At 46.4% G+C, this 22986-nt stretch carries 19 protein-coding genes and 1 pseudogene; 11 read left to right on the top strand and 9 right to left on the bottom strand.

Features of this window, described 5'->3' with window-relative positions:
* Positions 1-173: 173 nt before the first annotated feature.
* From Nant_RS12635 to Nant_RS12600, 8 genes are all read left to right on the top strand, one after another.
* The gene (locus Nant_RS12635; protein WP_054342023.1) at positions 174-590 is read left to right on the top strand and encodes a MerR family transcriptional regulator; all 417 of its coding nucleotides are present in this window, start codon (positions 174-176) and stop codon (positions 588-590) included.
* Between the two features lie 42 nt (positions 591-632).
* Positions 633-1799, top strand: a complete 1167-nt coding sequence (locus Nant_RS12630; protein ID WP_054342022.1) for an isovaleryl-CoA dehydrogenase — start codon at positions 633-635, stop codon at positions 1797-1799.
* A 90-nt stretch (positions 1800-1889) separates the two neighbouring features.
* Entirely contained in the window at positions 1890-3497 is a 1608-nt protein-coding gene (locus Nant_RS12625) for a carboxyl transferase domain-containing protein (protein WP_054342021.1), read from the top strand.
* A 13-nt stretch (positions 3498-3510) separates the two neighbouring features.
* A complete protein-coding gene (locus tag Nant_RS12620) occupies positions 3511-4308 on the top strand; it encodes an enoyl-CoA hydratase/isomerase family protein (protein ID WP_054342020.1) in 798 nt (265 codons plus the stop codon).
* A 6-nt stretch (positions 4309-4314) separates the two neighbouring features.
* Positions 4315-6333 (top strand): acetyl/propionyl/methylcrotonyl-CoA carboxylase subunit alpha, encoded by a 2019-nt coding sequence (locus Nant_RS12615; protein WP_054342019.1) that lies wholly within the window; start codon positions 4315-4317, stop codon positions 6331-6333.
* 3 nt (positions 6334-6336) lie between these two features.
* Positions 6337-7242: a hydroxymethylglutaryl-CoA lyase gene (locus Nant_RS12610; protein WP_054342018.1), complete on the top strand. Its 906-nt coding sequence runs from the start codon at positions 6337-6339 to the stop codon at positions 7240-7242.
* 26 nt (positions 7243-7268) lie between these two features.
* On the top strand, positions 7269-7853 hold the full coding sequence (locus tag Nant_RS12605) for a peroxidase-related enzyme (RefSeq protein ID WP_054342017.1): 585 nt from the start codon (positions 7269-7271) through the stop codon (positions 7851-7853).
* A gap of 47 nt (positions 7854-7900) precedes the next feature.
* The gene (locus tag Nant_RS12600) at positions 7901-9592 is read left to right on the top strand and encodes an AMP-binding protein (RefSeq protein WP_054342016.1); all 1692 of its coding nucleotides are present in this window, start codon (positions 7901-7903) and stop codon (positions 9590-9592) included.
* 157 nt (positions 9593-9749) lie between these two features.
* On the opposite strand, the gene Nant_RS12595 is transcribed toward Nant_RS12600, so the two are convergent.
* Positions 9750-10778 (bottom strand): AraC family transcriptional regulator, encoded by a 1029-nt coding sequence (locus Nant_RS12595; protein ID WP_054342015.1) that lies wholly within the window; start codon positions 10776-10778, stop codon positions 9750-9752.
* 282 nt (positions 10779-11060) lie between these two features.
* On the opposite strand from Nant_RS12595, the gene Nant_RS12590 reads away from it, so the two are divergent.
* The 3 genes from Nant_RS12590 to Nant_RS12580 all read left to right on the top strand — a co-directional run bounded on the left by Nant_RS12590 (position 11061) and on the right by Nant_RS12580 (position 14801).
* A complete protein-coding gene (locus tag Nant_RS12590) occupies positions 11061-12218 on the top strand; it encodes an acyl-CoA dehydrogenase family protein (RefSeq protein ID WP_054342014.1) in 1158 nt (385 codons plus the stop codon).
* 41 nt (positions 12219-12259) lie between these two features.
* A complete protein-coding gene (locus Nant_RS12585; RefSeq protein WP_054342013.1) occupies positions 12260-13027 on the top strand; it encodes a 3-hydroxyacyl-CoA dehydrogenase in 768 nt (255 codons plus the stop codon).
* A gap of 97 nt (positions 13028-13124) precedes the next feature.
* Positions 13125-14801, top strand: a complete 1677-nt coding sequence (locus tag Nant_RS12580; protein WP_054342012.1) for an AMP-binding protein — start codon at positions 13125-13127, stop codon at positions 14799-14801.
* 159 nt (positions 14802-14960) lie between these two features.
* On the opposite strand, the pseudogene Nant_RS21915 reads toward Nant_RS12580, so the two are convergent.
* From Nant_RS21915 to Nant_RS12545, 8 genes and pseudogenes are all read right to left on the bottom strand, one after another.
* A pseudogene (locus tag Nant_RS21915) lies at positions 14961-15179 on the bottom strand (histone deacetylase family protein); the annotation flags it as partial.
* Positions 15180-15230: 51 nt separating this feature from the next.
* The gene (locus Nant_RS12575) at positions 15231-15458 is read right to left on the bottom strand and encodes a hypothetical protein (protein WP_054342011.1); all 228 of its coding nucleotides are present in this window, start codon (positions 15456-15458) and stop codon (positions 15231-15233) included.
* A 188-nt stretch (positions 15459-15646) separates the two neighbouring features.
* On the bottom strand, positions 15647-16903 hold the full coding sequence (locus Nant_RS12570) for a Zn-dependent hydrolase (protein WP_076496114.1): 1257 nt from the start codon (positions 16901-16903) through the stop codon (positions 15647-15649).
* A gap of 13 nt (positions 16904-16916) precedes the next feature.
* Positions 16917-17855 (bottom strand): 2-hydroxyacid dehydrogenase, encoded by a 939-nt coding sequence (locus Nant_RS12565; RefSeq protein WP_054342009.1) that lies wholly within the window; start codon positions 17853-17855, stop codon positions 16917-16919.
* Positions 17855-19507 (bottom strand): ABC transporter ATP-binding protein, encoded by a 1653-nt coding sequence (locus tag Nant_RS12560; protein WP_054342008.1) that lies wholly within the window; start codon positions 19505-19507, stop codon positions 17855-17857. The genes Nant_RS12565 and Nant_RS12560 overlap by 1 nt, the downstream gene beginning before the upstream one ends.
* A gap of 1 nt (position 19508) precedes the next feature.
* Positions 19509-20348, bottom strand: a complete 840-nt coding sequence (locus Nant_RS12555) for an ABC transporter permease (RefSeq protein ID WP_054342007.1) — start codon at positions 20346-20348, stop codon at positions 19509-19511.
* 2 nt (positions 20349-20350) lie between these two features.
* On the bottom strand, positions 20351-21328 hold the full coding sequence (locus Nant_RS12550; RefSeq protein ID WP_179078950.1) for an ABC transporter permease: 978 nt from the start codon (positions 21326-21328) through the stop codon (positions 20351-20353).
* A 52-nt stretch (positions 21329-21380) separates the two neighbouring features.
* Complete coding sequence (locus Nant_RS12545) at positions 21381-22931, bottom strand: ABC transporter substrate-binding protein (protein ID WP_054342006.1); 1551 nt, start codon at positions 22929-22931, stop codon at positions 21381-21383.
* Between the last annotated feature and the right edge of the window lie 55 nt (positions 22932-22986).

Raw genomic sequence — 22986 nt, 5'->3', positions numbered from 1 at the left:
GTATACGACACTAAACACCCCTCTTTAATATATATTATTTCTTATAAAACAAGTACTTACTTAATAAAAAAAATATTAAAGTATTCATGTATACTTGATCTACAACTTTTACATGCTTTACGTTAACGTAAACTTCCGATACATTAACCTTAACTATAGTACGGCATAGAATTATGGAAACAAAGACGTCTTATTCAATCAGCGAATTATCAACCGAGTTTGATATTACGACTCGCAGTATTCGGTTTTATGAAGACCAGGGATTATTGTCGCCCAGCCGCCGGGGACAAACCCGCATATACAGCCGTCAAGACAGAGTTCGTCTTAAATTAATTTTACGTGGCAAGCGATTAGGTTTTTCGCTTGCGGAAACAGGAGAGCTATTTGCCCTCTGGGATGAAACCTTATCCGGTAGCGAAAAGCAGTTGAATTTGCTATTGAATAAGATTACCGAACGAAAAAAAGCGTTAGAACAACAACTCAACGATATCGCAATGGTTCGGCTGGAACTTGAAAACGCTGAAACACGTTGTACTGAAGCACTTCAGGAACTGTCGAATAAAAAAATACAAAAAGCGAATCCATTCTGAGAAACCTCATATCAGGATGAGCTAACACAAAAGGTGTCACTGATGATTTCACAATACACAGAACTAAACTTCGGACTTGGCGAAACGGTCGATATGCTACGTGAGCACATTAACAGCTTTGCCGCTAAGGAAATTGCACCACGCGCAGAGCAGATCGATAAAGACAACGAATTCCCAATGGACTTATGGCGCAAATTTGGCGACATGGGACTGCTGGGTATTACCGTCAAAGAAGAATACGGTGGTGTAGGTATGGGTTATCTTTCCCATATTATCGCAATGGAAGAGATCAGCCGGGCGTCAGCGTCTGTAGGGCTATCTTACGGTGCGCATTCCAACCTTTGTGTTAACCAGATTCATCGCAACGGTTCAGAAGAACAAAAACTAAAATATTTGCCTAAGCTAATCAGCGGCGAGCATATCGGCGCGTTGGCAATGTCAGAGCCCAATGCAGGTTCAGACGTCGTATCGATGAAACTCAGTGCGCGTGACAACGGTGACCATTACCTGTTGAACGGCACCAAAATGTGGATCACTAACGGTCCTGATGCTCATACCTACGTTATTTACGCCAAAACCGATATTAAAGCAGGCCCGCGCGGCATTACTGCTTTTATCGTAGAGCGTGATTTCCCGGGTTTCTCGCGTCATCAGAAACTAGACAAGTTGGGTATGCGTGGCTCTAACACCTGTGAATTGGTTTTCCAGGACTGCCCTGTGCCTAAAGAAAATATTCTTGGCGAACTCAACGGCGGCGTAAAAGTACTGATGAGCGGCCTCGACTATGAACGCCTTGTACTGTCAGGTGGCCCACTGGGTATCATGCAGGCAGCCATGGATATCTGCGTTCCTTACATTCGTGATCGTCAGCAGTTTGGTAAGCCCATCGGTGAATTTGAACTGGTGCAGGGTAAAATTGCAGATATGTACACGCTGATGAATGCCTCAAAATCGTATGTTTATCTCAATGGTATGGCAGCAGAACGCGGCGAAACCTCACGTAAAGATTCGGCAGGCTGCATTCTTTTCACGGCTGAAATGGCAACCAAAATCGCATTGGATGCTATCCAGCTACTCGGCGGCAACGGTTACATCAATGAATTCCCAACAGGCCGCCTACTACGCGATGCCAAGCTATATGAAATCGGCGCAGGCACCTCTGAAATCCGTCGTATGCTAATTGGGCGTGAGCTGTATTTGAATAAGTAAACATTCGTTTCTTATTCAACATCCCTATCAAATAAAAGAACCAATAGATTCAACTGACACTGTATCAGTTGAATCTAATGAGGACCGGATATGTCGATAATCCAATCCAAGATCAATACACGCGCCGAAGACTTCATTGCCCGCCACACGTCAATGCAAGCCGCCGTTTCAGATCTGCGTGAAAAAGTCAGCATCATAGAACAAGGTGGTGGCCCGTCTTATCAGGAACGCCATACCGCGCGCGGAAAATTACTGCCACGCGAGCGTATCAACACCTTGATTGATCCGGGTTCAGCTTTTCTTGAGCTGTCCCAAATGGCTGCCTATAAAGTATATGAAGACAACATTCCAGCCGCCGGTATTATTACGGGTATCGGCCGTGTATCTGGCCAGGAATGTATGATCATTGCGAATGACGCGACGGTAAAAGGCGGCACTTATTTTCCCTTAACCGTGAAAAAACATCTTCGTGCTCAGGAAATTGCTGAGCAAAACAACCTGACATGCATTTATTTAGTTGATTCTGGTGGCGCTAACCTGCCACAACAGGATGATGTTTTTCCGGATCGCGATCATTTTGGTCGTATCTTTTTCAACCAAGCGCGCATGTCAGCTAAAGGCATTCCGCAGATTGCTGTGGTAATGGGCCTGTGTACCGCCGGCGGTGCTTATGTTCCTGCCATGGCTGACGAGTCGATTATCGTCCGCAATCAGGGCACCATTTTTCTTGCCGGGCCCCCTCTGGTGAAAGCCGCTACCGGTGAAATCGTCAGTGCCGAAGATCTTGGTGGTGCGGATGTGCACTGTAAAGTATCGGGTGTTGCCGATCACTATGCCGAAAATGACCAACACGCGCTGCAGATTGCCCGCACCTGTGTGGCCAACCTGAATCGCAAAAAACAGATCACTCTGGATATCAAACCTTCCGTTGAGCCACTCTACCCGGCTGAAGAACTGTATGGCATTGTCGGCACCGACCTGAAAAAGCCCTTTGACGTGCGTGACGTGATTGCCCGCCTTGTTGATGGCTCTGATTTTGATGAGTTCAAAAAGAACTACGGTACAACATTGGTCACCGGCTTTGCACATATCTACGGTTACCCCGTCGGTATTATTGCCAACAACGGGATTCTGTTCAGCGAGTCTGCACAGAAAGGTGCTCACTTTATTGAACTCTGCTGCCAGCGTAAAATTCCTTTATTATTCTTACAGAATATTACCGGCTTTATGGTAGGTCAAAAATATGAAGCAGAAGGTATCGCTAAACACGGAGCCAAACTGGTAACAGCGGTTGCCTGCGCGGCTGTGCCGAAGCTCACAGTGCTGATTGGTGGATCATTCGGCGCCGGCAACTACGGCATGTGTGGTCGCGCTTACAGCCCTAACTTCCTGTGGATGTGGCCGAATGCGCGCATCTCGGTGATGGGTGGCGAACAAGCCGCTGGCGTAATGGCGACTGTGACTCGCGACGGTAAAGAGCGTAAAGGCGAAACCTGGTCTGCAGAAGCTGAAGCCAACTTCAAAAAACCGATCATCGATACCTATGAACATCAGGGCCATCCTTATTATGCCTCTGCACGTCTTTGGGATGATGGCGTTATTGATCCGGCTCAGACACGTTCGGTTATCGGTATGGGTCTCTCAGCCGCGTTGAATAAGCCCATCGGTGATACCCACTTCGGCATATTCCGGATGTAATGGAGTGACTGTCATGACTGATAATAAACAGGTTCTCCTTAGCATTAGCGCAGACGGTATCGCTGAGCTGACATTGAACCGACCTGAAGTACACAACGCTTTTGATGACGATGTCATTGAACAGCTAATCGCAAAACTTGAAAGTGTTAGCAACAATAACGACGTTCGCGCACTGATATTGCGCTCCAATGGTAAAAACTTCTCTGCGGGGGCTGACCTTGCATGGATGAAACGTATGGCCAGGAATTCCCATCAGGAAAACTTAAAAGACGCGGGCCGTCTTGCCAAACTGATGGAGCTTCTTAATAGCCTGAACAAACCGACTATCGGCTTAATACAGGGTGCCGCTTATGGGGGCGCCGTGGGTCTGGCCGCCTGCTGTGACATAGTCATTGCTTCTGAAGAAGCCCAGTTTTGTCTCAGCGAAGTAAAAATCGGTCTTATTCCAGCCGTTATCAGCCCTTATGTTGTCCGTGCAATCGGTGAGCGACAGTCACGTCGCTACTTTTTGACGGCAGAAGCATTTTCTGCCGCTACCGCTCAGAAGTTTGGTCTGGTTCATGAAGTTGTTGCCTCACCTGAGCTTTTTGATGATGCCTGTGCGCGCATAACCCGCACGCTTAGCAAAAATAGCCCTCAGGGAATGCGGGCAGCCAAAGAGCTTATCTTTGCTGTCAGCCATAAAGTTATTGAACAAACAGTAATCCAGGATACGGCAGAACGTATCGCTGACATCCGTGTCAGTGCTGAAGGACAGGAAGGCCTGAGTGCTTTTCTTGAAAAACGTAAACCCAACTGGATTCAGGAGTAAGTCACTATGTTCAGCAAGATTTTAATTGCAAACCGTGGCGAGATAGCCTGTCGTGTTATACAGACAGCGCACCGTCTTGGTATTCGGTGTGTCGCCGTTTATTCAGAAGCCGATCGCAATGCTCGCCATGTTGCCATGGCGGATGAAGCCTTTTTATTAGGCCCTGCGCCCAGCAGCGAGAGTTATTTACGCGCCGATAAAATTTTAGAGATCGCCTTAAAATCTGGCGCCCAGGCAATCCATCCAGGTTATGGGTTCCTGTCTGAAAACACAGATTTCGCCAACGCATGTGAAGCTAACAATATTGCCTTCATTGGCCCACCCGCATCCGCTATTGCGTCCATGGGCTCTAAGTCTGCGGCGAAAGATATCATGCTGCAGGCTGATGTACCGCTGGTACCTGGTTACCACGGTGCTGATCAGGACCCTGCACTATTAAAAGCTGAAGCAGAAAAATGCGGCTTCCCACTGTTACTGAAAGCGATAGCTGGCGGTGGCGGCAAAGGGATGCGTGTGGTTAACCATATCGGCGAATTTGAGTCGGCTCTGGCAGCAGCACAGCGTGAATCGCAAAACGCATTCGGCAACCCCGACATGCTGATTGAGCGTTATCTGACGAAACCCCGTCATGTCGAAATTCAGGTGTTTTGTGACAAACAGGGTAATGGCATCTATCTGGCTGAACGTGACTGCTCGGTTCAACGTCGTCATCAGAAAGTCATCGAAGAAGCCCCTGCACCTGGCCTGTCTGACGAAACCCGTAAAGCAATGGGTGATACCGCCGTTGCTGCCGCGAAAGCGATCGACTATGTCGGCGCGGGTACCGTAGAGTTTCTTTACGACGAAGATGGCTCTTTCTACTTCATGGAAATGAACACCCGTTTACAAGTTGAACATCCTGTCACTGAGATGATCACCGGTCAGGACCTAGTAGAATGGCAGTTACGCATTGCCGATGGCGAACCGCTACCTCTACAGCAGGATGAAATCCGGATTCGCGGCCATGCACTTGAAGCACGTGTTTATGCAGAAGATCCGGATAATGACTTTTTACCGGTAACCGGCACCCTTCACTACTTGCGCACCCCGAAAGAAAGCGCCCATGTTCGCGTCGATACCGGCGTTATCGAAGGCGATGAAGTTAGCGTCTATTATGATCCGATGATTGCCAAATTAATCGTCTGGGATGAAGACCGGGAGCAAGCCATCAACCGTATGGTACATGCACTTGAGTCTTACCGTATTGGCGGGATGAAAACCAACATCGGCTTTCTGCGTCAAATCGCTGATAGTAAACCTTTCCGTGATCAAGAACTGGATACCGGCTTTATCGAAAAGCATAACGACCTGCTTTTCCAAACAGCTAAAACCGACATACAGAGCCAACTCGCCTTGGCCACCAGCTTTCTGTTAGAAACCGAGCGCAAGACTCAACCGAATAAAGATGACCCTGACTCGCCGTTTAATCTGCAAACCAGCTGGCGTTTGAATGCTGATTATTCACGTCCAATGGAGTGGATAGTGGGTGAAGATCACCATCAGGTTCGGGTTGTTGAGCATCGCACTAGTGAAAAACAGAACGGCTATGAAATCAGCGTAGACAATGTGTCCTTTAACGTCTCAGCTACATTAGACGACGATCATCTGCGCGCCGTTATTAATGGTCACCGTCTGAGTATTCATGGCCACCTTGCGGGCAACGATCTCACACTGTTCCGTGAAGGCCATCAGTTTCAGTGTCAACTATTCCGTCATACCTTTGAGGATAGCGATCAAACCAGTGGTGGCTCTCTGACAGCACCAATGAATGGTGCCATTGTTGCGGTACTGGCAGAAGTAGGTCAGGTTGTTGCTCAGGGCGACACACTCGTCATCATGGAAGCTATGAAGATGGAACACAGTATCCGCGCACCTCATGCCGGTACCGTGTCTGAAATATTCTTTGCAGTAGGCGATCTGGTATCCGATGGTGCGGCACTCGTAGCCGTGACACTTGCTGAAACACCCGCCGCAGAAGAGGAATAACTCATGGGACTGCCAAACAAAGCACGTATTGTTGAAGTAGGCCCGCGTGACGGCTTGCAAAACGAATCAGGCGCGGTGATTTCAACGGCGATTAAAGTTGAATTGATTAACCGCCTTGCTGAAGCAGGCCTAAGCCATATCGAAGCCGCCAGCTTTGTCTCGCCTAAATGGGTGCCACAGATGGGCGATGCCGCCGAAGTTATGGCAGGCATTACCCGCAAAACAGGGGTGGCTTATGCCGCCTTAACACCCAATATAAAGGGAGCTGAAGGGGCGATTGCTGCACACGCAGATGAAGTCGCTATCTTTAGCGCTGCGTCTGAATCCTTTACCCAGAAAAATATCAATTGCTCGATTGCCGAAAGTCTGGCGCGCTTCATACCCGTTATTGAGGCCGCCAAGAAAAACAACATCCGTATTCGAGGCTATGTTTCTACTGTACTGGGATGTCCCTATGAAGGTGACATAGACCCCGCCCAGGTCGCGGCTGTTGCACGTGAGTTACTTGATATGGGGTGCTACGAAATATCTCTCGGTGACACTATCGGTGTAGGCACGCCGGTTAAAGCCAGAAAAATGCTCGCTCGGGTCGCGAAAGACGTACCTATTAACCAACTCGCCGCGCACTTTCATGATACTTACGGGCAAGCACTGGCGAACCTGTATGCGGTGATGCAGGATGGCATCAGTGTGATTGATACCTCCATTGCAGGCTTAGGCGGTTGCCCTTACGCAAAAGGGGCATCGGGTAATGTCGCCACAGAAGATGTTGTCTACATGCTTAACGGCTTAGGCATTGAGACGGGTATTGATCTGGATAAACTGGTTCCCATCGGGCACTGGATTACACAAGAATTAGGTCGTAGCAACGGATCCAAAGTAGGTCTCGCCATGGGTTGTGATCAATAAATAAAAATAAGCATGAGGCACAACAAATGAGTCAACCACAGCAAATTACCGCACTTGACCTGCCGATTCCTGAGCGAGATCAATTGCCAGAACAGTTTCAAAAATACTTCGATAAATGCGAAGAAAAACTCGGAATGATACCTAATGTTCTGACGGCCTATAGCCAAAACACGGCTCAACTGGATGTTTTCGCACGTTTTTATAACGAGATAATGTTTGGTGAAGGCGAATTAAGCACGCTTGAAAAAGAGATGATCGCGGTTGTAGTATCAGCACAAAATCACTGTTATTACTGCCTGACCGCTCATGGTGCTGCTGTTCGTGAATACTCTGGCGATCCTGTTTTAGGCGAATTGATGGTGATGAACTATCGTGCCGCCGAACTTGAGCCCCGCCATCGGGCCATGCTTGATTTTGCTCATAAACTCACAAATCAGCCAGACAATATCGATGAAGCCGATCGCCAGTCATTGCGCGATGCTGGATTCAGTGACCAGGGCATCTGGGACATCGCTAACGTTACCGGTTTTTACAACATGACTAACCGCGTGGCCAGTGCCGTAGAGATGCAGCCTAATCTGCAGTATCACGGTGCCCATCGCGGCGTATAAATTCCGTTGATTATCAGATATAACAACAAGATTGCAGGGATTTTATTATGAACACTACATTGCCAAGTTACAGCAGCGGCATTTCCAGCAAACCACTTTTGGGAATGACCATCGGTGATAAGTTTGATGAGATTGCCGCCACCTATCCAGACAACGATGCACTGATTGTGCGTCATCAGGGCTTACGTTACAGCTATCGTCAACTGAAAGAAGCCGTGGACCAGGCCGCACGCGCTTTCCTGGCGATTGGCATCAAGCGCGGCGACCGCGTCGCTATGTGGGCACCCAACTGCGCACAATGGACCATCACACAGTTTGCTACGGCAAAAGTGGGCGCCATTCTGGTCAATATCAATCCGGCTTACCGCTTACACGAACTTGAATACGCGCTGAATCAGTCCGAAGTCAATGTCATCGTTACCGCGAATACGTTTAAAAGCTCAAACTACACAGAGATGCTGTTTGAGTTGGCACCGGAATTGAAAGCCTCTGCCGAAGGAAAATTAAAATCGATGAAGCTCCCGCACCTTAAGGGCGTTATCAACTTATCGGATGATAAATTCGCAGGTATGTGGCGTTGGGCTGATTTCGTCGCCCTGGCTGAATCGGTTACCGACGAACAAGTACAAGAGATCCAGAGCCAGCTACAGTTTGATGATGCGATCAACATCCAATACACCTCCGGCACTACGGGCTTTCCTAAAGGAGCGGCACTTTCACACCATAATATTCTGAATAATGGGTATTTTGTTGGCGAGAGTATGAATCTGACTGAAAAAGATCGCCTGGTCATTCCTGTTCCCCTGTATCACTGTTTTGGCATGGTTATGGGTAACCTGGGCTGTATGACACATGGTTCAACCATGATCTATCCGGACGAAGGCTTCGATCCTAAAATCGTATTGGAAACAATCGCCGAAGAAAAAGCCACGGCGCTTTACGGTGTACCGACGATGTTTATCTCTGAGCTGGATCATCCTGAGTTTGCTAACTTCGATCTGAGTTCACTGCGAACCGGTATCATGGCAGGCTCTATCTGCCCTGCTGAAGTAATGAAAGCCGTCAATACTAAAATGAACATGAAAGAAGTTCAGATCGCCTACGGCATGACAGAAACCAGTCCTGTTTCTCTACAAACGGCCGCTGACGACCCGTTTGATAAACAAGTAACCACGGTGGGCAGGACCCAACCCCATCTGGAATCCAAAATTATCGATCCGGTAACCGGCAATATCGTACCGCGCGGCATCATTGGCGAACTCTGCACCCGTGGATACAGCGTTATGCTGAAATACTGGAACAACCAGGACGCTACCGAAAAAGCCATTGATTCTTCTGGCTGGATGCACACTGAAGACTTAGCTACCATGGACGATGAAGGCTATGTTCAGATTGTGGGTCGTATTAAAGACATGGTTATCCGTGGTGGCGAAAACGTTTACCCCAAAGAGGTAGAAGAATTCCTGTATACACACCCGGGCATCTCCGATGTGCAGGTAACGGGTGTACCGGATAAAAAGTACGGTGAAGAACTGATTGCCTGGATAAAATTACATCCAACGGCTGACAATGTGACAGAGGAGCAGTTGCGGGCATTTTGTAAGGGGCAAATTACCCACTTCAAAATCCCACGTTACTTCAAGTTTGTCGATGAGTTCCCGATGACAGTCACCGGCAAAATCCAGAAGTTTAAAATGCGTGAAATATCAATCGCAGAGCTTGGACTTGATGACATATAACGGAATTTAACGAGGCTGCGGCCTCTCTTTAAAAATTCGACTATGAAAATGCCGACTATGTAAGTAGCCGGCATTTTTTCTGGATGCTTTTCGTCAAAGATCACCTTTCAGAGGAAAACACTACCTGATTTTTTTAAAAAAGCAGACGACAGTTTAACTATTTGATAGCCGAATCAGATGAACGAGATTTTATTTCCAGATACGCTTTCGGCATTAACCCTGTCCATTGCTTGAAGGCTCTGGTAAAAGACCTGGGCTCACTAAAGCCGAGTAATCTGGCTATTTCAGACACTGATAATTTTTGTGAACAGAGCTTTTCTATTGCCTGATCGCGGCGAATATCCTCTTTAATCTGCGGGTAGGATGTGCCTTCATTTTTGAGTTTACGACGAAGTGTCTGACTGCTTACATTAAAGTCGATGGCCAGCTGTTCGAACGAAGGACATAACAGAATCTCTGATTTTTGATAGAGCAGTATTGAACGAATACGCGCTTTATAACTCTGCTCTTCACCCGGTATGGTAATAAGATCAGCCGGTGAATATTTAAGAAACCGGGATAAATCATGCTGCGTACGCACGGGCGAACAGGCTAAATAATCAGCGCTGAAACTAAAGGTGAGTGCTGAACGGTTAAACAGATGATCACAAGGGAAAAGATCTTTTAATTCGTTAAAATTAACCGGTTTTTCATAAGGAAAACATACTTGAATCAAGGGTATTTTTTTACCAATAACCCAGCTCGCGAATCGATGCCAGATAACCAACCAGAATTCTTGATAAAAATGTTCCGGGTCCAGATACGGATCCTTAAAATTTGCTATTAACTCAACAAGATCACCACGGCATACCAGACTCATCTGAATATCCTCGGTGAATAAATTGTAGAAATGAATCCCCTGCTCCAACACTGCTTGCAGCGATTCATAATGCAATGCATGCCGCGCCATCAAGGCAAACACTCCCTGCTTACAAGGATGCTGCGTACAGCCCATAAACTCGTCCTGGAGCAAGTCCCAGGTTAATTTAACAAGCTGGCTCATCTGCTCACCATAGACTCTGGCATCAGGTTGCTCGAGTAATGCAGGTGTGATCCCGATATCAAGCATTAGCGATTCAATTGAGTGCCCTTTTCTCTGACTGCAACTCAGTAAGGCTTTCACATAATGAATATCGACCGTTGCCATAACCTTCCTATCAAGAGCTGATCTGATTAACTCTCATAAATGTAACATAATGTGATTTTTATAGTCATTTAATGTCATATTATGTCTGTGGGTTTTCCTTTATATTATTGATAGTTAATGCCTTTTTTATAAAAGATGCCGAACCAAGAAAATAAAAAATAATTCTTTATAGATTAATACTTTACGATTTAATAATACGAATATACAAACACTTTCCACGACAATAAATACAGAAAGCGAGGCCTGCTCTTCTGGCGTCCTTTTTATAAAGAGAGAGAAGTGATGAATCTTACCTTAACTGAAGACCAGAGCATGATTCAGGAAATGGCGCGAAAGTTTGCCCAAGCCGAACTCGCTCCCATAGCCGAGAAGTTAGATCACGAAGGTGATCGTGAGCTGTTTCTTCAGAATCTGAAAAAGTTAGCCGAACTAGGCTTTATGGGCCTGAACATTGAAAGCGAATACGGTGGCACAGAAACGGGAACGGTCGTATTAAGCCTTGCCCTAACTGAAATTGCCAGAGCCTGCTCATCCACAGCCGTTACTATGTCAGTCACTAATATGGTCGCCGAAGTGATTCAGGCGATCGCATCTGAAGAACAAAAAAGCCACTACCTGCCTAAGTTATGCAGTGGCGAATATGCGGCGGGTGGTTTCTGCTTAACCGAAACTACCGCAGGATCAGACCCATCCAATATGAAAACGACCGCCGTTCTTGAGGGCGACGAATGGGTTATTAATGGCGCAAAACAATTTATTACCAGTGCTGAATATGCGGGAGTGTTTGTCGTGTGGGCAGTGACGGATGCCAGTTTACCTAAAGGTAAAGGTATCTCATGCTTCTTGGTTGAAAGTAGCGCTCCGGGCCTGCTCATTTCGAAAGCAGAAAAAAAGATGGGACAGACAGCCTCATCTACTAATGAAGTGTTGTTTGATAATTGCCGCATTCCCAAAAAGGCTCTGATGGGCGAGTTAAATCAAGGTTTTAAAATTGCGGTAGGAGAACTGGCCGGTGGGCGGATAGGCATAGGTTCTGTCGCACTGGGTATCGGCTTGGCAGCAATGGATTATGCCCGTACCTACACGACTGAACGTCAGCAATTTGGCCAGCCCATTGCTAATTTCCAAGGGCTACAATGGATGATGGCGGACGCTTACACTGATCTGGAAGCATCGCGGTTGTTATTGATGAACGCTGCCGACAAAAAATCTAAAGGGCTGCCATTTTCTAAAGAAGCATCGATGGCTAAGCTGTTTGCCTCCGAAAAAGCGAATAAAGCCTGCTATACCGCCCTACAACTGTTAGGCGGCTACGGTTACATAAAAGACTACCCATTAGAACGCTATGCACGTGATGTGCGAATTACCTCTCTTTATGAAGGTACCAGCGAAATACAGCGCGTCATTATTTCTCGTGAACTGCTGAGAGAGATCGGCTAAGCGGACTTCATTCTACGTAAACACACACGAAGAGAGTATTCATGGAACTGAAAAACAAAGTCGTTATTGTCACCGGTGGAGCATCCGGTCTTGGCTTAATCACCTGCCAGGAACTGGTCAAAAAAGGCGCCAAAGTCGTTGCCTTTGACCTTAATGAAGAAGCAGGCAGGGCACTTGAAACCGATCATATCGGGGACGCTATTTTTGCAAAAGTCGATGTCACCGATGTTGCTTCTACTGAAGCGGGCATTGCAAAGGCCGTAGACGTATTTGGTACTATCGATGTATGCATCAATTGTGCAGGTATAGCGCCAGGCGGTAAAACAGTCGGACGTAACGGTGCCTTGCCCCTCGAAAGATTTGCTCAAGTTATCAATATCAATCTGATCGGTACATTTAACGTCTTGCGATTGGCTGCCGAGCAGATGGCCAAAAATGAACCTAATGCTGATGGAGAGCGAGGCGTGATTATCAATACTGCCTCAGTCGCGGCATTTGACGGACAAGTTGGCCAGTCAGCTTATAGCGCCAGTAAAGCAGGCGTGGTCGGCATGACACTACCACTAGCACGTGATCTTGCGCCACTGGGCATACGTGTGATGACCATTGCACCCGGTATTTTCGATACCCCAATGATGAAAGCCATGACCGATGAAGTACGGGAGCCTCTCATCAAAATGGTGCAACACCCGAAACGTTTTGGTGAACCGCAAGAATATGCGTCATTGGCTATTCATATTATTAATAACGGCTACCTTAACGGTGAAGTGATTCGTCTTGATGGCGCTATTCGTATGGAACCTAAATAAAGCCAAGGTTATAACACTTATAAATTTTTCGTTGTGACTATTATAAAACCAACGTCATGTCACTTATAAAGATAATAAATACCGAATTGAGGTAGTGATGAAAAAAATGAACTATGAGGATTTAATCAAACAATTCTCGGCAGAAAAAATTGATGATCAGTTCTCCGGGAGTCTGGAAACCGGCATTAATGTGTGTGTTGAAATCTGTGACCGTTATGCCGATGCTGAAAATGATGGTGTAGACGTTTCTGTAGAAGGCCCGGATAAAGTAGCATTACGCTACGAACGCGCAGACGGCTCGCGTGGTGAACTGAGCTTTAAAGAACTAAAACGCCGCTCTGCACAATTCGCCAACTACCTTCAGTCTCAGGGGATTGGTAAAGGCGACCGTGTTGCTTGTCTTTTACCGCGAACACCTGAGCTACTGATTACCGTTTTGGGTACGCTCAGAGCCGGTGCCGTGTACCAACCTTTGTTTACAGCCTTCGGCTCAGGCGCGATTGAATACCGTCTCACTAAAGCCGACACTAAACTGATTGTCACGAACACTGAACAATGGCCAAAATTACTAGATGTCAGCATTCTGCCTAAAACCCTCTTGGTCGCTGCAGCCGATGATCAATATGCGGATGATGCCGACGCCTTGTTCAGCGCAGCGCAGGACAGCCAATCAGACATTTTCGAACCCGTATTGATCACTAAAGATGAACCGTTCCTGCAAATGTTCACCTCAGGCACCACCGGGAAATCCAAAGGTGTTACCGTGCCGGCCAAAGCACTTATCCCCTTTTGGACCTACATGACATACGCCATAGAAGTGCTTCCAGAAGACAGATATTGGAATGTTGCTGATCCTGGCTGGGCTTATGGGCTTTATTACGCGGTGGTTGGACCTCTGCTTCTGGGCTGCACAACCCATTTTAATGAGCAGGGCTTTACCGCAGAAAACACCTTCGAGTTTTTACAAAACTATAAGATCACCAATCTGGCGGCGGCACCCACGGCCTACCGACTATTGATGGCCAACACTGAACTGCGTGCGAATTACGATATAAACCTCAGAGCCGCCAGCAGTGCCGGCGAACCACTCAACCCTGAAGTAATTTCATGGATGTACAAGGTCTTCAACTGCGCCGTGTGTGACCAATATGGCCAAACAGAAACAGGCATGGTCTCTGCTAACTTCCATGCCGTTACGCATCAAGAACGTACCGCCTGCATGGGTTATCCGCTACCCGGATATCGCTTAGTGGCTTTGGATTCAGACCTGAACGAGATCGCCGCTGGGCAAACCGGCGAGTTAGCGATTGATATTGAACAATCTCCACAGTTCTTCTTTCAAGGCTATACCTGGGAAGAGAAAAACCCCTTCAAAGGTAAATACTATCTGACCGGCGATATCGTTATCAGTAACGGTGATGGCTCCCATTCTTACACGGGTCGCGACGATGATATTATCGCCTCAGCAGGTTATCGCATTGGCCCAGCGGATGTCGAAAGTACGCTATTAGAACACCCGGCCGTCACTGAAAGTGCTGTTGTTGGTAAACCCGATGAGAAAAGAGGCAGCATTGTAAAAGCCTATGTGGTTATCCGATCTGAATATGAAGCCGGCCCGGCACTGGTAGAAGAGCTGCAACAATTTGTGCGTAAGCGTCTCTCAACGCATTCATTCCCGCGTGAAATTGAGTTTATAGACGAGCTTCCAAAGACACCCAGCGGAAAGTTACAGCGTTTCCTATTACGTCAGCGTGCCGTTGATGAAGTAAGTTAATAGCAACAAATACGGGGGAGTCAGCAGATACGTAACAGTAATGCCGACTCCCTTACTCCATTCGTCTTTTAACACCAGTACATATTGCTGCACTCCCAAATATTTTAATATGTAAGTGCAATGAATTACCTGTTCAAATCGAAAATATTCAATTGATGATTAATTTTTTAGCGTAAAGGGGTTAAGCACTGCCGCGAGGTAGTCTCCGAGAACTGACGAAATATACCCTCCTTCTTGTACTATCAATGTAGGCTTATTGAGCACCTTTACTCGTTTGCCAATTTCACAGAACCCTTCTGTGGTTAAACCAAGTACGGCAAAAGGATCTTGCTCAGCGGCATCCAGCCCTAATGCAATAACAATGGCATCTGGAGAAAATTCTTCTAAAGTTGCCCTCTTTAGCGGCGATTACACTAATTGCAGTTTGTGCTAAACATAAACACCGGACCAAGTTCCTGCGCCCAGTGGACAGGAGGTGTCCATCAAATTCCAACCGACCTGCCCAATAATATCTTTAGGATAAGTCGAGGCATACCGCCCAGGATTACTTTTGGGAATGACCTCTTCATTTGCTTCAGGTAGTTGAGCCCACTTGGTATAAACCGACTTTAAGAAACTTAAATAGTCTGGCGAGTGAATCATTGCAATATATGGCATACCAAAGTCTTTTGAAGGACTAATCGGAATGTCTAAATCTGTTAATACCTGGCGGAAATTTCTCCATGCTCTGGTATTTCTCGCGCTTGAGGCGGCTTAACGTTCTCATATAGAACTTAGGAGCATGCTGATTCTGATGATAAAAAGCTTTGATATTGGTACTCCTTACACTGTACAGGCAACAAAAATCAGTCGCAGTTTGCCGCTAGAATAAGAGTATTCAAGAGAACATCGCAGCCCTTTTCTAGTTGATCCGGGCTAGTGTATTCACATTCGTTGTGACTTAAACCGTCCTCTGAAGGAACGAAAATCATAGCTGTCGGAGCAACTCGGCTGATGTAAACCGCGTCATGCCCTGCTCCACTTACTAAGCTATGTGGCTCAACCTCTGGATGGCTTAATTCACATGCTTGTTGAATGAGGGACAAGCACTTTGTATCGAAGGGACAAGGTGGTAATGACCACGTTTCCTTTATGCCGATTTCTAGTTGATGGTGATAAGCAATCCGGTGAATAGTTTCAAACGCCTTGGTCTCTAGCTCGTTTAGTTGATCGAGACTTCCTTCTCGTAAATCCAGGGAGAACTTCACTTTACCAGGAGAAACGTTTGTAGAAGCATTAGGAATTTTCAGTTCACCAATCGTACAGCGACTATCTTGCCCATGTTTCATGGTCATATCGGTTAATTCAGTAATCATTTTCGATGTTCCAACCAATGCATCGCTCCGCAAGTCCATAGGACTTGGTCCCGCATGGCAAGAGCGCCCTGTAACCTCAACCTCATACCAGCGCACACCCAATACTCCTGATACGATTCCGAGATCTATACCTAATCTCTCAAGCACTGGACCTTGCTCGATATGTAACTCGAAGTATTGATGACAACCAGGATCATCAAGGTCAGCTAGATCGCTATACCCTAAGCGTTCAAGTTCAGCTTCCAGACTAACTCCGCTTTCATCTTCAGTATTTAGCGCGTCTTCAAGTTTAAAAACACCTGCATAGACACCAGAACCGAGCATCGCCGGTTTGAAACGAGCACCCTCTTCGTTGGTCCATACTGCAATTTCGATGGGCCGTAATGTTTGGATATTTCGCTCATTTAAACAACGTAAAGCTTCAAGCCCAGCCAAACAACCATAAATACCATCAAACTTGCCGCCAGTGGGCTGTGTATCCAAATGACTACCAGACATCACTGGCTTCAACTCATCACTTTTACCTTTGCGCCTTAGAAAAAGATTACCTACCGCATCAACTCTTAACGTACAACCAATATCTTGAGCCCACTTTATAAAAAGATCTCGGGCCTGCTTGTCTTTGTCTGTTAAGGCTAAACGGTGACAGCCACCAACCTTGCTACCTACTACGTCAACATGCCCAATTTCCCCAATCGCCATGATTGAGCTCCACAGTCGGTCACGATTACATTTTTCAACAGTCATAATAAATCTCTACTTAATAACCAATGTTAGATTGAATACTATTCATCAAAGGTATCCCCGCCGAAAATCGACGCACCTCTTCGATGAGGTTGAAAACAGCGGCGACGGGGCGTACATCACTTGCATCATGAGGCGTAACTATAATATTAGGATGTTTCCAGAAAGGACTAGTTTGCGGAAGCGGCTCCTCTTCAAAAACATCAACAGAAGCACCGCAAAGAAATCCTTCATCTAACGCTTCAAGTAAATCCTTCGCATCTAGCTGCCCACCCCGACCAATATGAATTAAATAGGCGTTAGGTTTTAATTGTTCAAATAAAGCCCTATTTAAAATCCCTCGGGTTTCTTCGGTGAGGGGAAGAACGCATATCAATACTTCCGTACGACATAAAAAAGCTGAAAGTTGATTTGCGCCGTGATAAACCGGCACATTAGGGTTTTTGATGTCTTTTTTATGCTTACGCCAACCGGCAACGGAAAATCCTAACCTCTGGCAATCATTAGCAATATGCTCCCCTAAAAAACCCAAGCCCAGCACTCCAATATTGACTTCACTGGGCGCTCTCATGGGCAGACTTTGCCATCGACTTTCTCGTTGTTGCTGCAGATAGAGCGGAAAATTGCGTTGATGATTAATGATGTGCCAAAGAGCAAAAGTACTCATTATAGAAGCTTGCTCTGGATCGCGATTACGACAGACTTGAACCCGGGCATCGATACTTTGGCACGCAAAAATATTATCCACGCCAGCAGCTATTGAGGCGACAAGACGCACATTTGGATAACGTTCAAAGAAATCTATATTAGGGTGCCATAACAGCGCGAAAGTTATTTTTGAAGGATCATGCGGCATATCCTCTGTAACGACCGTTACTTCATCTGCATAGTCTTCAAAGCACTTCAGATAGACATTCATATCCAGCTGGCTGCTATGTACTATTCCATATAGCATTACGCAACAACCTCCTGTGGTATCGGAGGCTTAGCGTCCTTCCCTGACCGCCAATGAGCACCCGGAATAGAAGCAATCAGGCTCTTGGTATAAGCGTGGTTCGGAGAAACAAATACTTGGCGAGTGTTACCAGATTCAACAATTTTTCCTCGCTGCATAACAATTACGCGGTCACAGACTTGCGCAGCCACGCGTAAATCATGCACCACAAAAAGAACCGCCAGGTTTAATCGCTTTTTAAGCGTCTCGATCAAATCTAATATTTGAGCTTGTACCGAAACATCTAAAGCAGAGATTGCCTCATCAGCTACCAACACTTCCGGATCATGCGCGAGAGCACGGGCAATACCCACTCGCTGCCTCTGCCCGCCGGAAAACTCGTGAGGATATCGATCTAAAGCAGCCGCAGGAAGCTCAACTAGTTCCAGCAACTCAACGGCCTTAGCCATAGCATCTTTGGGAGACATGCCCTGGGCTATGGGTCCATCGGCAATTATCTGGCCAATTGTTTTTCTGGGATTAAGCGACCCGTAAGGGTCTTGAAAAACCATCTGAATGCGCTTTCTGAAGGGAGCGAGATCGCGGCCTTTCAACAACTGAATAGGGCTTCCTCCCAATACTATTTCACCACTATCTGAATCCAATAAACGCACCACACAGCGACTTACCGTCGATTTTCCTGAACCTGACTCTCCAACAAGCCCAAGCGTTTCACCTCTATACAGATCAAAACTGACATTATCAACAGCTTTAACGACTCGACCTTTTCGGAACCAACTACCACCAGTACTGAAAGTTTTATACAAATTATTGACGGACAACACAGGCGTTCGATCAGATTGTTTATGGCTGATTCGCTCCGGTGCAGTGAGTGGGGGGACCGCCGCTATTAGCTTTTGAGTATAGGAATGCTGGGGATTATTTAGCACTTCATCGCGGCTGCCGATTTCTACCATTATTCCCTTTTCCATAACCACAACGCGGTCTGCAATCTCTGCGACCACACCAAAATCATGGGTAATAAACATAACGGCAGTGTTATGTTTCTTTTGAAGATCCTTAATCAATTTAAGGATTTGTGCCTGTGTGGTGACATCTAATGCAGTGGTAGGCTCATCCGCAATAAGTACTGAAGGTTCTAATGCCAGCGCCATGGCAATCATAACTCGCTGGCGCTGCCCTCCTGAAAGCTGATGTGGGTAGGCCCGCATCATCTTTTCAGGATCCGGTAGTCCAACATCTTCTAACAATGCCAACGTCCTTGTCTCACGTTCTTTTGACGTCATGTCGGTGTGGATCAAAAAGACTTCACTTATCTGATCTGCAATCCGCATCAAAGGATTAAGCGCCGTCATTGGTTCTTGGAAGATCATGCTTATACGATTTCCACGCAGCGCTCTGGCGCGTCGCTCTTCCAGGGAAACGAGATCATAACCATCAAATATTATGGTTCCCCGATTAACCTCAATGGTAGCTGGAAGCAACCCCATGATGGCATTCGCTGTCATAGACTTACCTGAGCCTGACTCGCCTACAACACAGAGAATCTCACCAGGCAGAAGATCATAGTTCACGTTACTGATAGCGAACTCACGATCAGCGCCTTCAGGAAGACGAATACTTAAGTTCTCTACTTTCAATAAAGGCGTCATATCAACTCTCCCGTTTACCAGATAATTTAGGGTTTAAGGCGTCGTTGAGCCCTTCACCAAGGAGATTTAGGGCGAGTACCGTCACGGCGATGGCAACACCCGGAATGAAACTTAGCCACCATGCCTGGCGTATAACGGTTCTGGAAGAGCCAATCATATAGCCCCACGACATGATTTCGGGATCCCCTAGTCCTAAAAATGCAAGCGAAGATTCCAGCAATATCGCAGTCGCTACCATTAAAGACGCAAGCACAATAATGGGAGATAGGCTATTGGGTAAGATTTCTTTAAGGATAATATTTCGGTTACTTTGCCCATTCAGTTTTGCTGCCAGAACGTATTCTTGATTGCGCAACCGCAGAAACTCACCTCGAACCAGACGCGCTACGGGAGGCCAACTGACCAGCGCTATCGCGCCAGTGATTGAATAAACAGAAGGTTCAAAGATAGCGACCAGCACTATCGCCAATGCAAAACTTGGAACCGTTTGGAATATTTCAGTAAAGCGCATTAATACTTCATCGACCCATCCACCGAAATACCCCGCATAGGCGCCTAAAGGAATGCCAATTAATAAGGCTATAACGGTAGACACAAAACTAACAAGAAGCGAAATCCGGGTACCGTAAATCAGACCAGCGAGTACATCGCGACCCAGGATATCAGTGCCTAATAAGTAGCTGCTGTTTTCGAACGGCGGAATAAAGGGTCTCTGTACCATTTTCCAAGGCGTTCCTTCGTAAACATAGGGGCCTAGAACAGCTACGAGTATTAGCATTACGAGAACAGCAAACCCAACCATCGCCACCTTATTTTGACTTAAAGTTTTGATAATATTCATTTTTATAACTCGATTCGGGGATCAACCACACAATAAATAACGTCGGTGATCAGGTTGAAAAGAACGACCATTGCTGATGATATGAAAAACACGCCCAGTAGCAGGTTGTAGTCTCGCTGGAATAAAGCATCAAACATCAGTCGCCCAATGCCAGGCCAGGCAAATACCGTTTCTGTTAAAACTGCACCGCCTATTAGCTGACCTGCCTGAAGACCAGCAAGAGTGACAACGGGTAATAATGCATTACGAAGAACATGACGATAAAGGACACGAGAGGGTTTCATACCTTTCGCTTTTGCCGTTTTAACGAAATCGAGTCTACTGGTTTCGATCATAGATGTTCGCGTCATGCGGGCATATACCGCAGTAAAGAACAGCCCTAACGTCGCTGCAGGTAGCACTAAGTGTATTCCGATGTCCCGCACTTTATCCCAGCCAGCAAAATCTTCTCCTACGGTTTGCATGCCAAAGCTTGGCAACCAATCCAGGTACACAGAGAACAAGAGTGAAGCCATCATTGCTAACCAGAAGAGAGGTGTGGCGTAAAACACCAACGCTGCAACAGTTATCGCTGAATCAGGCCATTTCCTATGCTTTGCTGCCGCCACTACCCCCGCTAAAACACCCAATAACAAAGACAAGACAAAGGCCGCTCCAGTGAGCAATAAAGTGGCTGGCATACGATCCATAATCAGATCGAAGACTGGCATCTGCTGACGATAGGTAATCCCCATATCGAAATGCAACATGTTATTAATGTAGACCCACAGTTGATAATAGAGGGGTTGATCAAGACCAAATTGTTCCCTAAGTTGCTGAAGAAAAACCTCATCTGTGGCACCCGCTTCACCTGCCATAACTTGTGCAGGATCTCCTGGTGCAGCCCTAATCAGGAAAAAATTAAACACTGCAATGACGAGTAGCACCAGCAGCCCTTTGACTGCCCTGCCAGCAATATAAAGTAAGATTTTAATACTCATTATCCGCACCGTTTAAAAATAAAGGGACAGCCCTGGAGCCGTCCCTAGGCGACTATTGTTTAATCCAAGCAGTCCCGAAGGCATCGTTTATACCAATACCTGAGTCGATAAGATTTTCGATTTTACAGTTGTATATAGTGGGGAATTCAAGCTCCATCAACCAAGCTACGGGCACATCTTCAACAAGCTTGTGCTGAATTTTTTTGTATAACTCAGCTCGCTTTGAGTCTGGGAATGCAACAGCCGCTTCATCAAACCATTTATCGATCTGCGGATCGTTATAACCTTCCGCATTATTCCACGGAGAGCCTTTAGCAATATTACTAGAAATGTATGATCGAGCGACCCCTAGTGCCGGGTCTCCATATTGATAAAGATAGGTAAACGAAATATCGTAATCCCAGTCCGATATTTTCTGGTTCCATCCAGCGACATCAGTGGAAACAATCGTTGTTTTGATGCCCACTTCTTTCAGGTTTTGTTTGATAACTTCGGCCCAACGCTGCCAAGTCTCACCATATGGCATGGGCATCAAACGTACAGGCGTGCCGTCATACCCCATCTCTTTTAGAAGTGCTTTGGCTTTTTCCGGGTTGTATTCATAGTCAGGCAGGGAGTCATCAAAGAATTTTGTTTTTGAACCTATGGGCCCCTTAGCAATTTCCCCATAACCATTCCACAGCACTGATTTAGCAAATTCGCGATCCATTGCGTACATAACGGCCTGACGGAAACGTTTATCCGCCGTAGGGCCCTGACGATTATTTAGCCACAACCATGCCTGAGGAGCGAAAAATTCCCAACCATCCGTCGTTACACAGGTGTTGTCGAGCTCACTTAGACGCGCAACATCAAAATTCTCAACGGAGCCGCCTGGTAATACATCAATTTTACCGGTCTCATAAGCTACCGCACGAGAAGCGGCATCGGGAATAACGTGCCAGTAGATATCATCAATATGAGGTAGACCTTTAACGTGATAATTTTCGTTTTTCGTCAAATGAATGAATGAACCTTTCTGCCACTCATCGAACTTAAATGGTCCTGTACCTATTGGATGATGGTTTGCGGGGTTAGTTTTATAATCTGTACCCGCGTAGATATGTTTGGGCATCATAGGCATGGTGCCGACCTCAAACAAACGAATGAATGGACCGTATGGCTCTTTCAGCTGAAACACTACGGTGTAATCATCCGTAGCAGTAATACTATCCACAAACGCCAACGACGTTCTCAAGCGAGCGTTAGTCTGCCTAAGAAGTTTATCAACAGAGAAGACAACATCAGCAGAAGTAAAAGCCTGACCATCATGCCAAAGCACATCTGGCTTTAGATGAAATGTCCAGGTTTTGCCGTCATTGGAGTTTTCCCACGACGTTGCAAGCAATGAATGAGGGTTAAGGTCTTTGTCATATCGCAACAGCCCTTCAAAAATATTACCTCCAACTTGCTGTGTTGTTCCGTTGGAATACATACCGATCATCAAGCTTGGCGGCTCTGGTTGCACGACAACATTAATAGTTCCACCATCGCTAGGCTTCGAATAAACACTTGAAGCGAAAGGCAAGCAGGCGATAACAACTCCCATAACTATTTTCTTCATTTTTCTCTCCTTAGTTCGAATAAAGACTCTTTTCTGATTTTTGCTACTGAGTGAG

The organism is Neptunomonas antarctica, from assembly GCF_001305295.1.
GTDB lineage: Bacteria > Pseudomonadota > Gammaproteobacteria > Pseudomonadales > Balneatricaceae > Neptunomonas > Neptunomonas antarctica.
The sequence above is the reverse complement of the archived record's forward strand: the minus strand, read 5'-3'. Positions and strand labels throughout refer to the sequence as shown.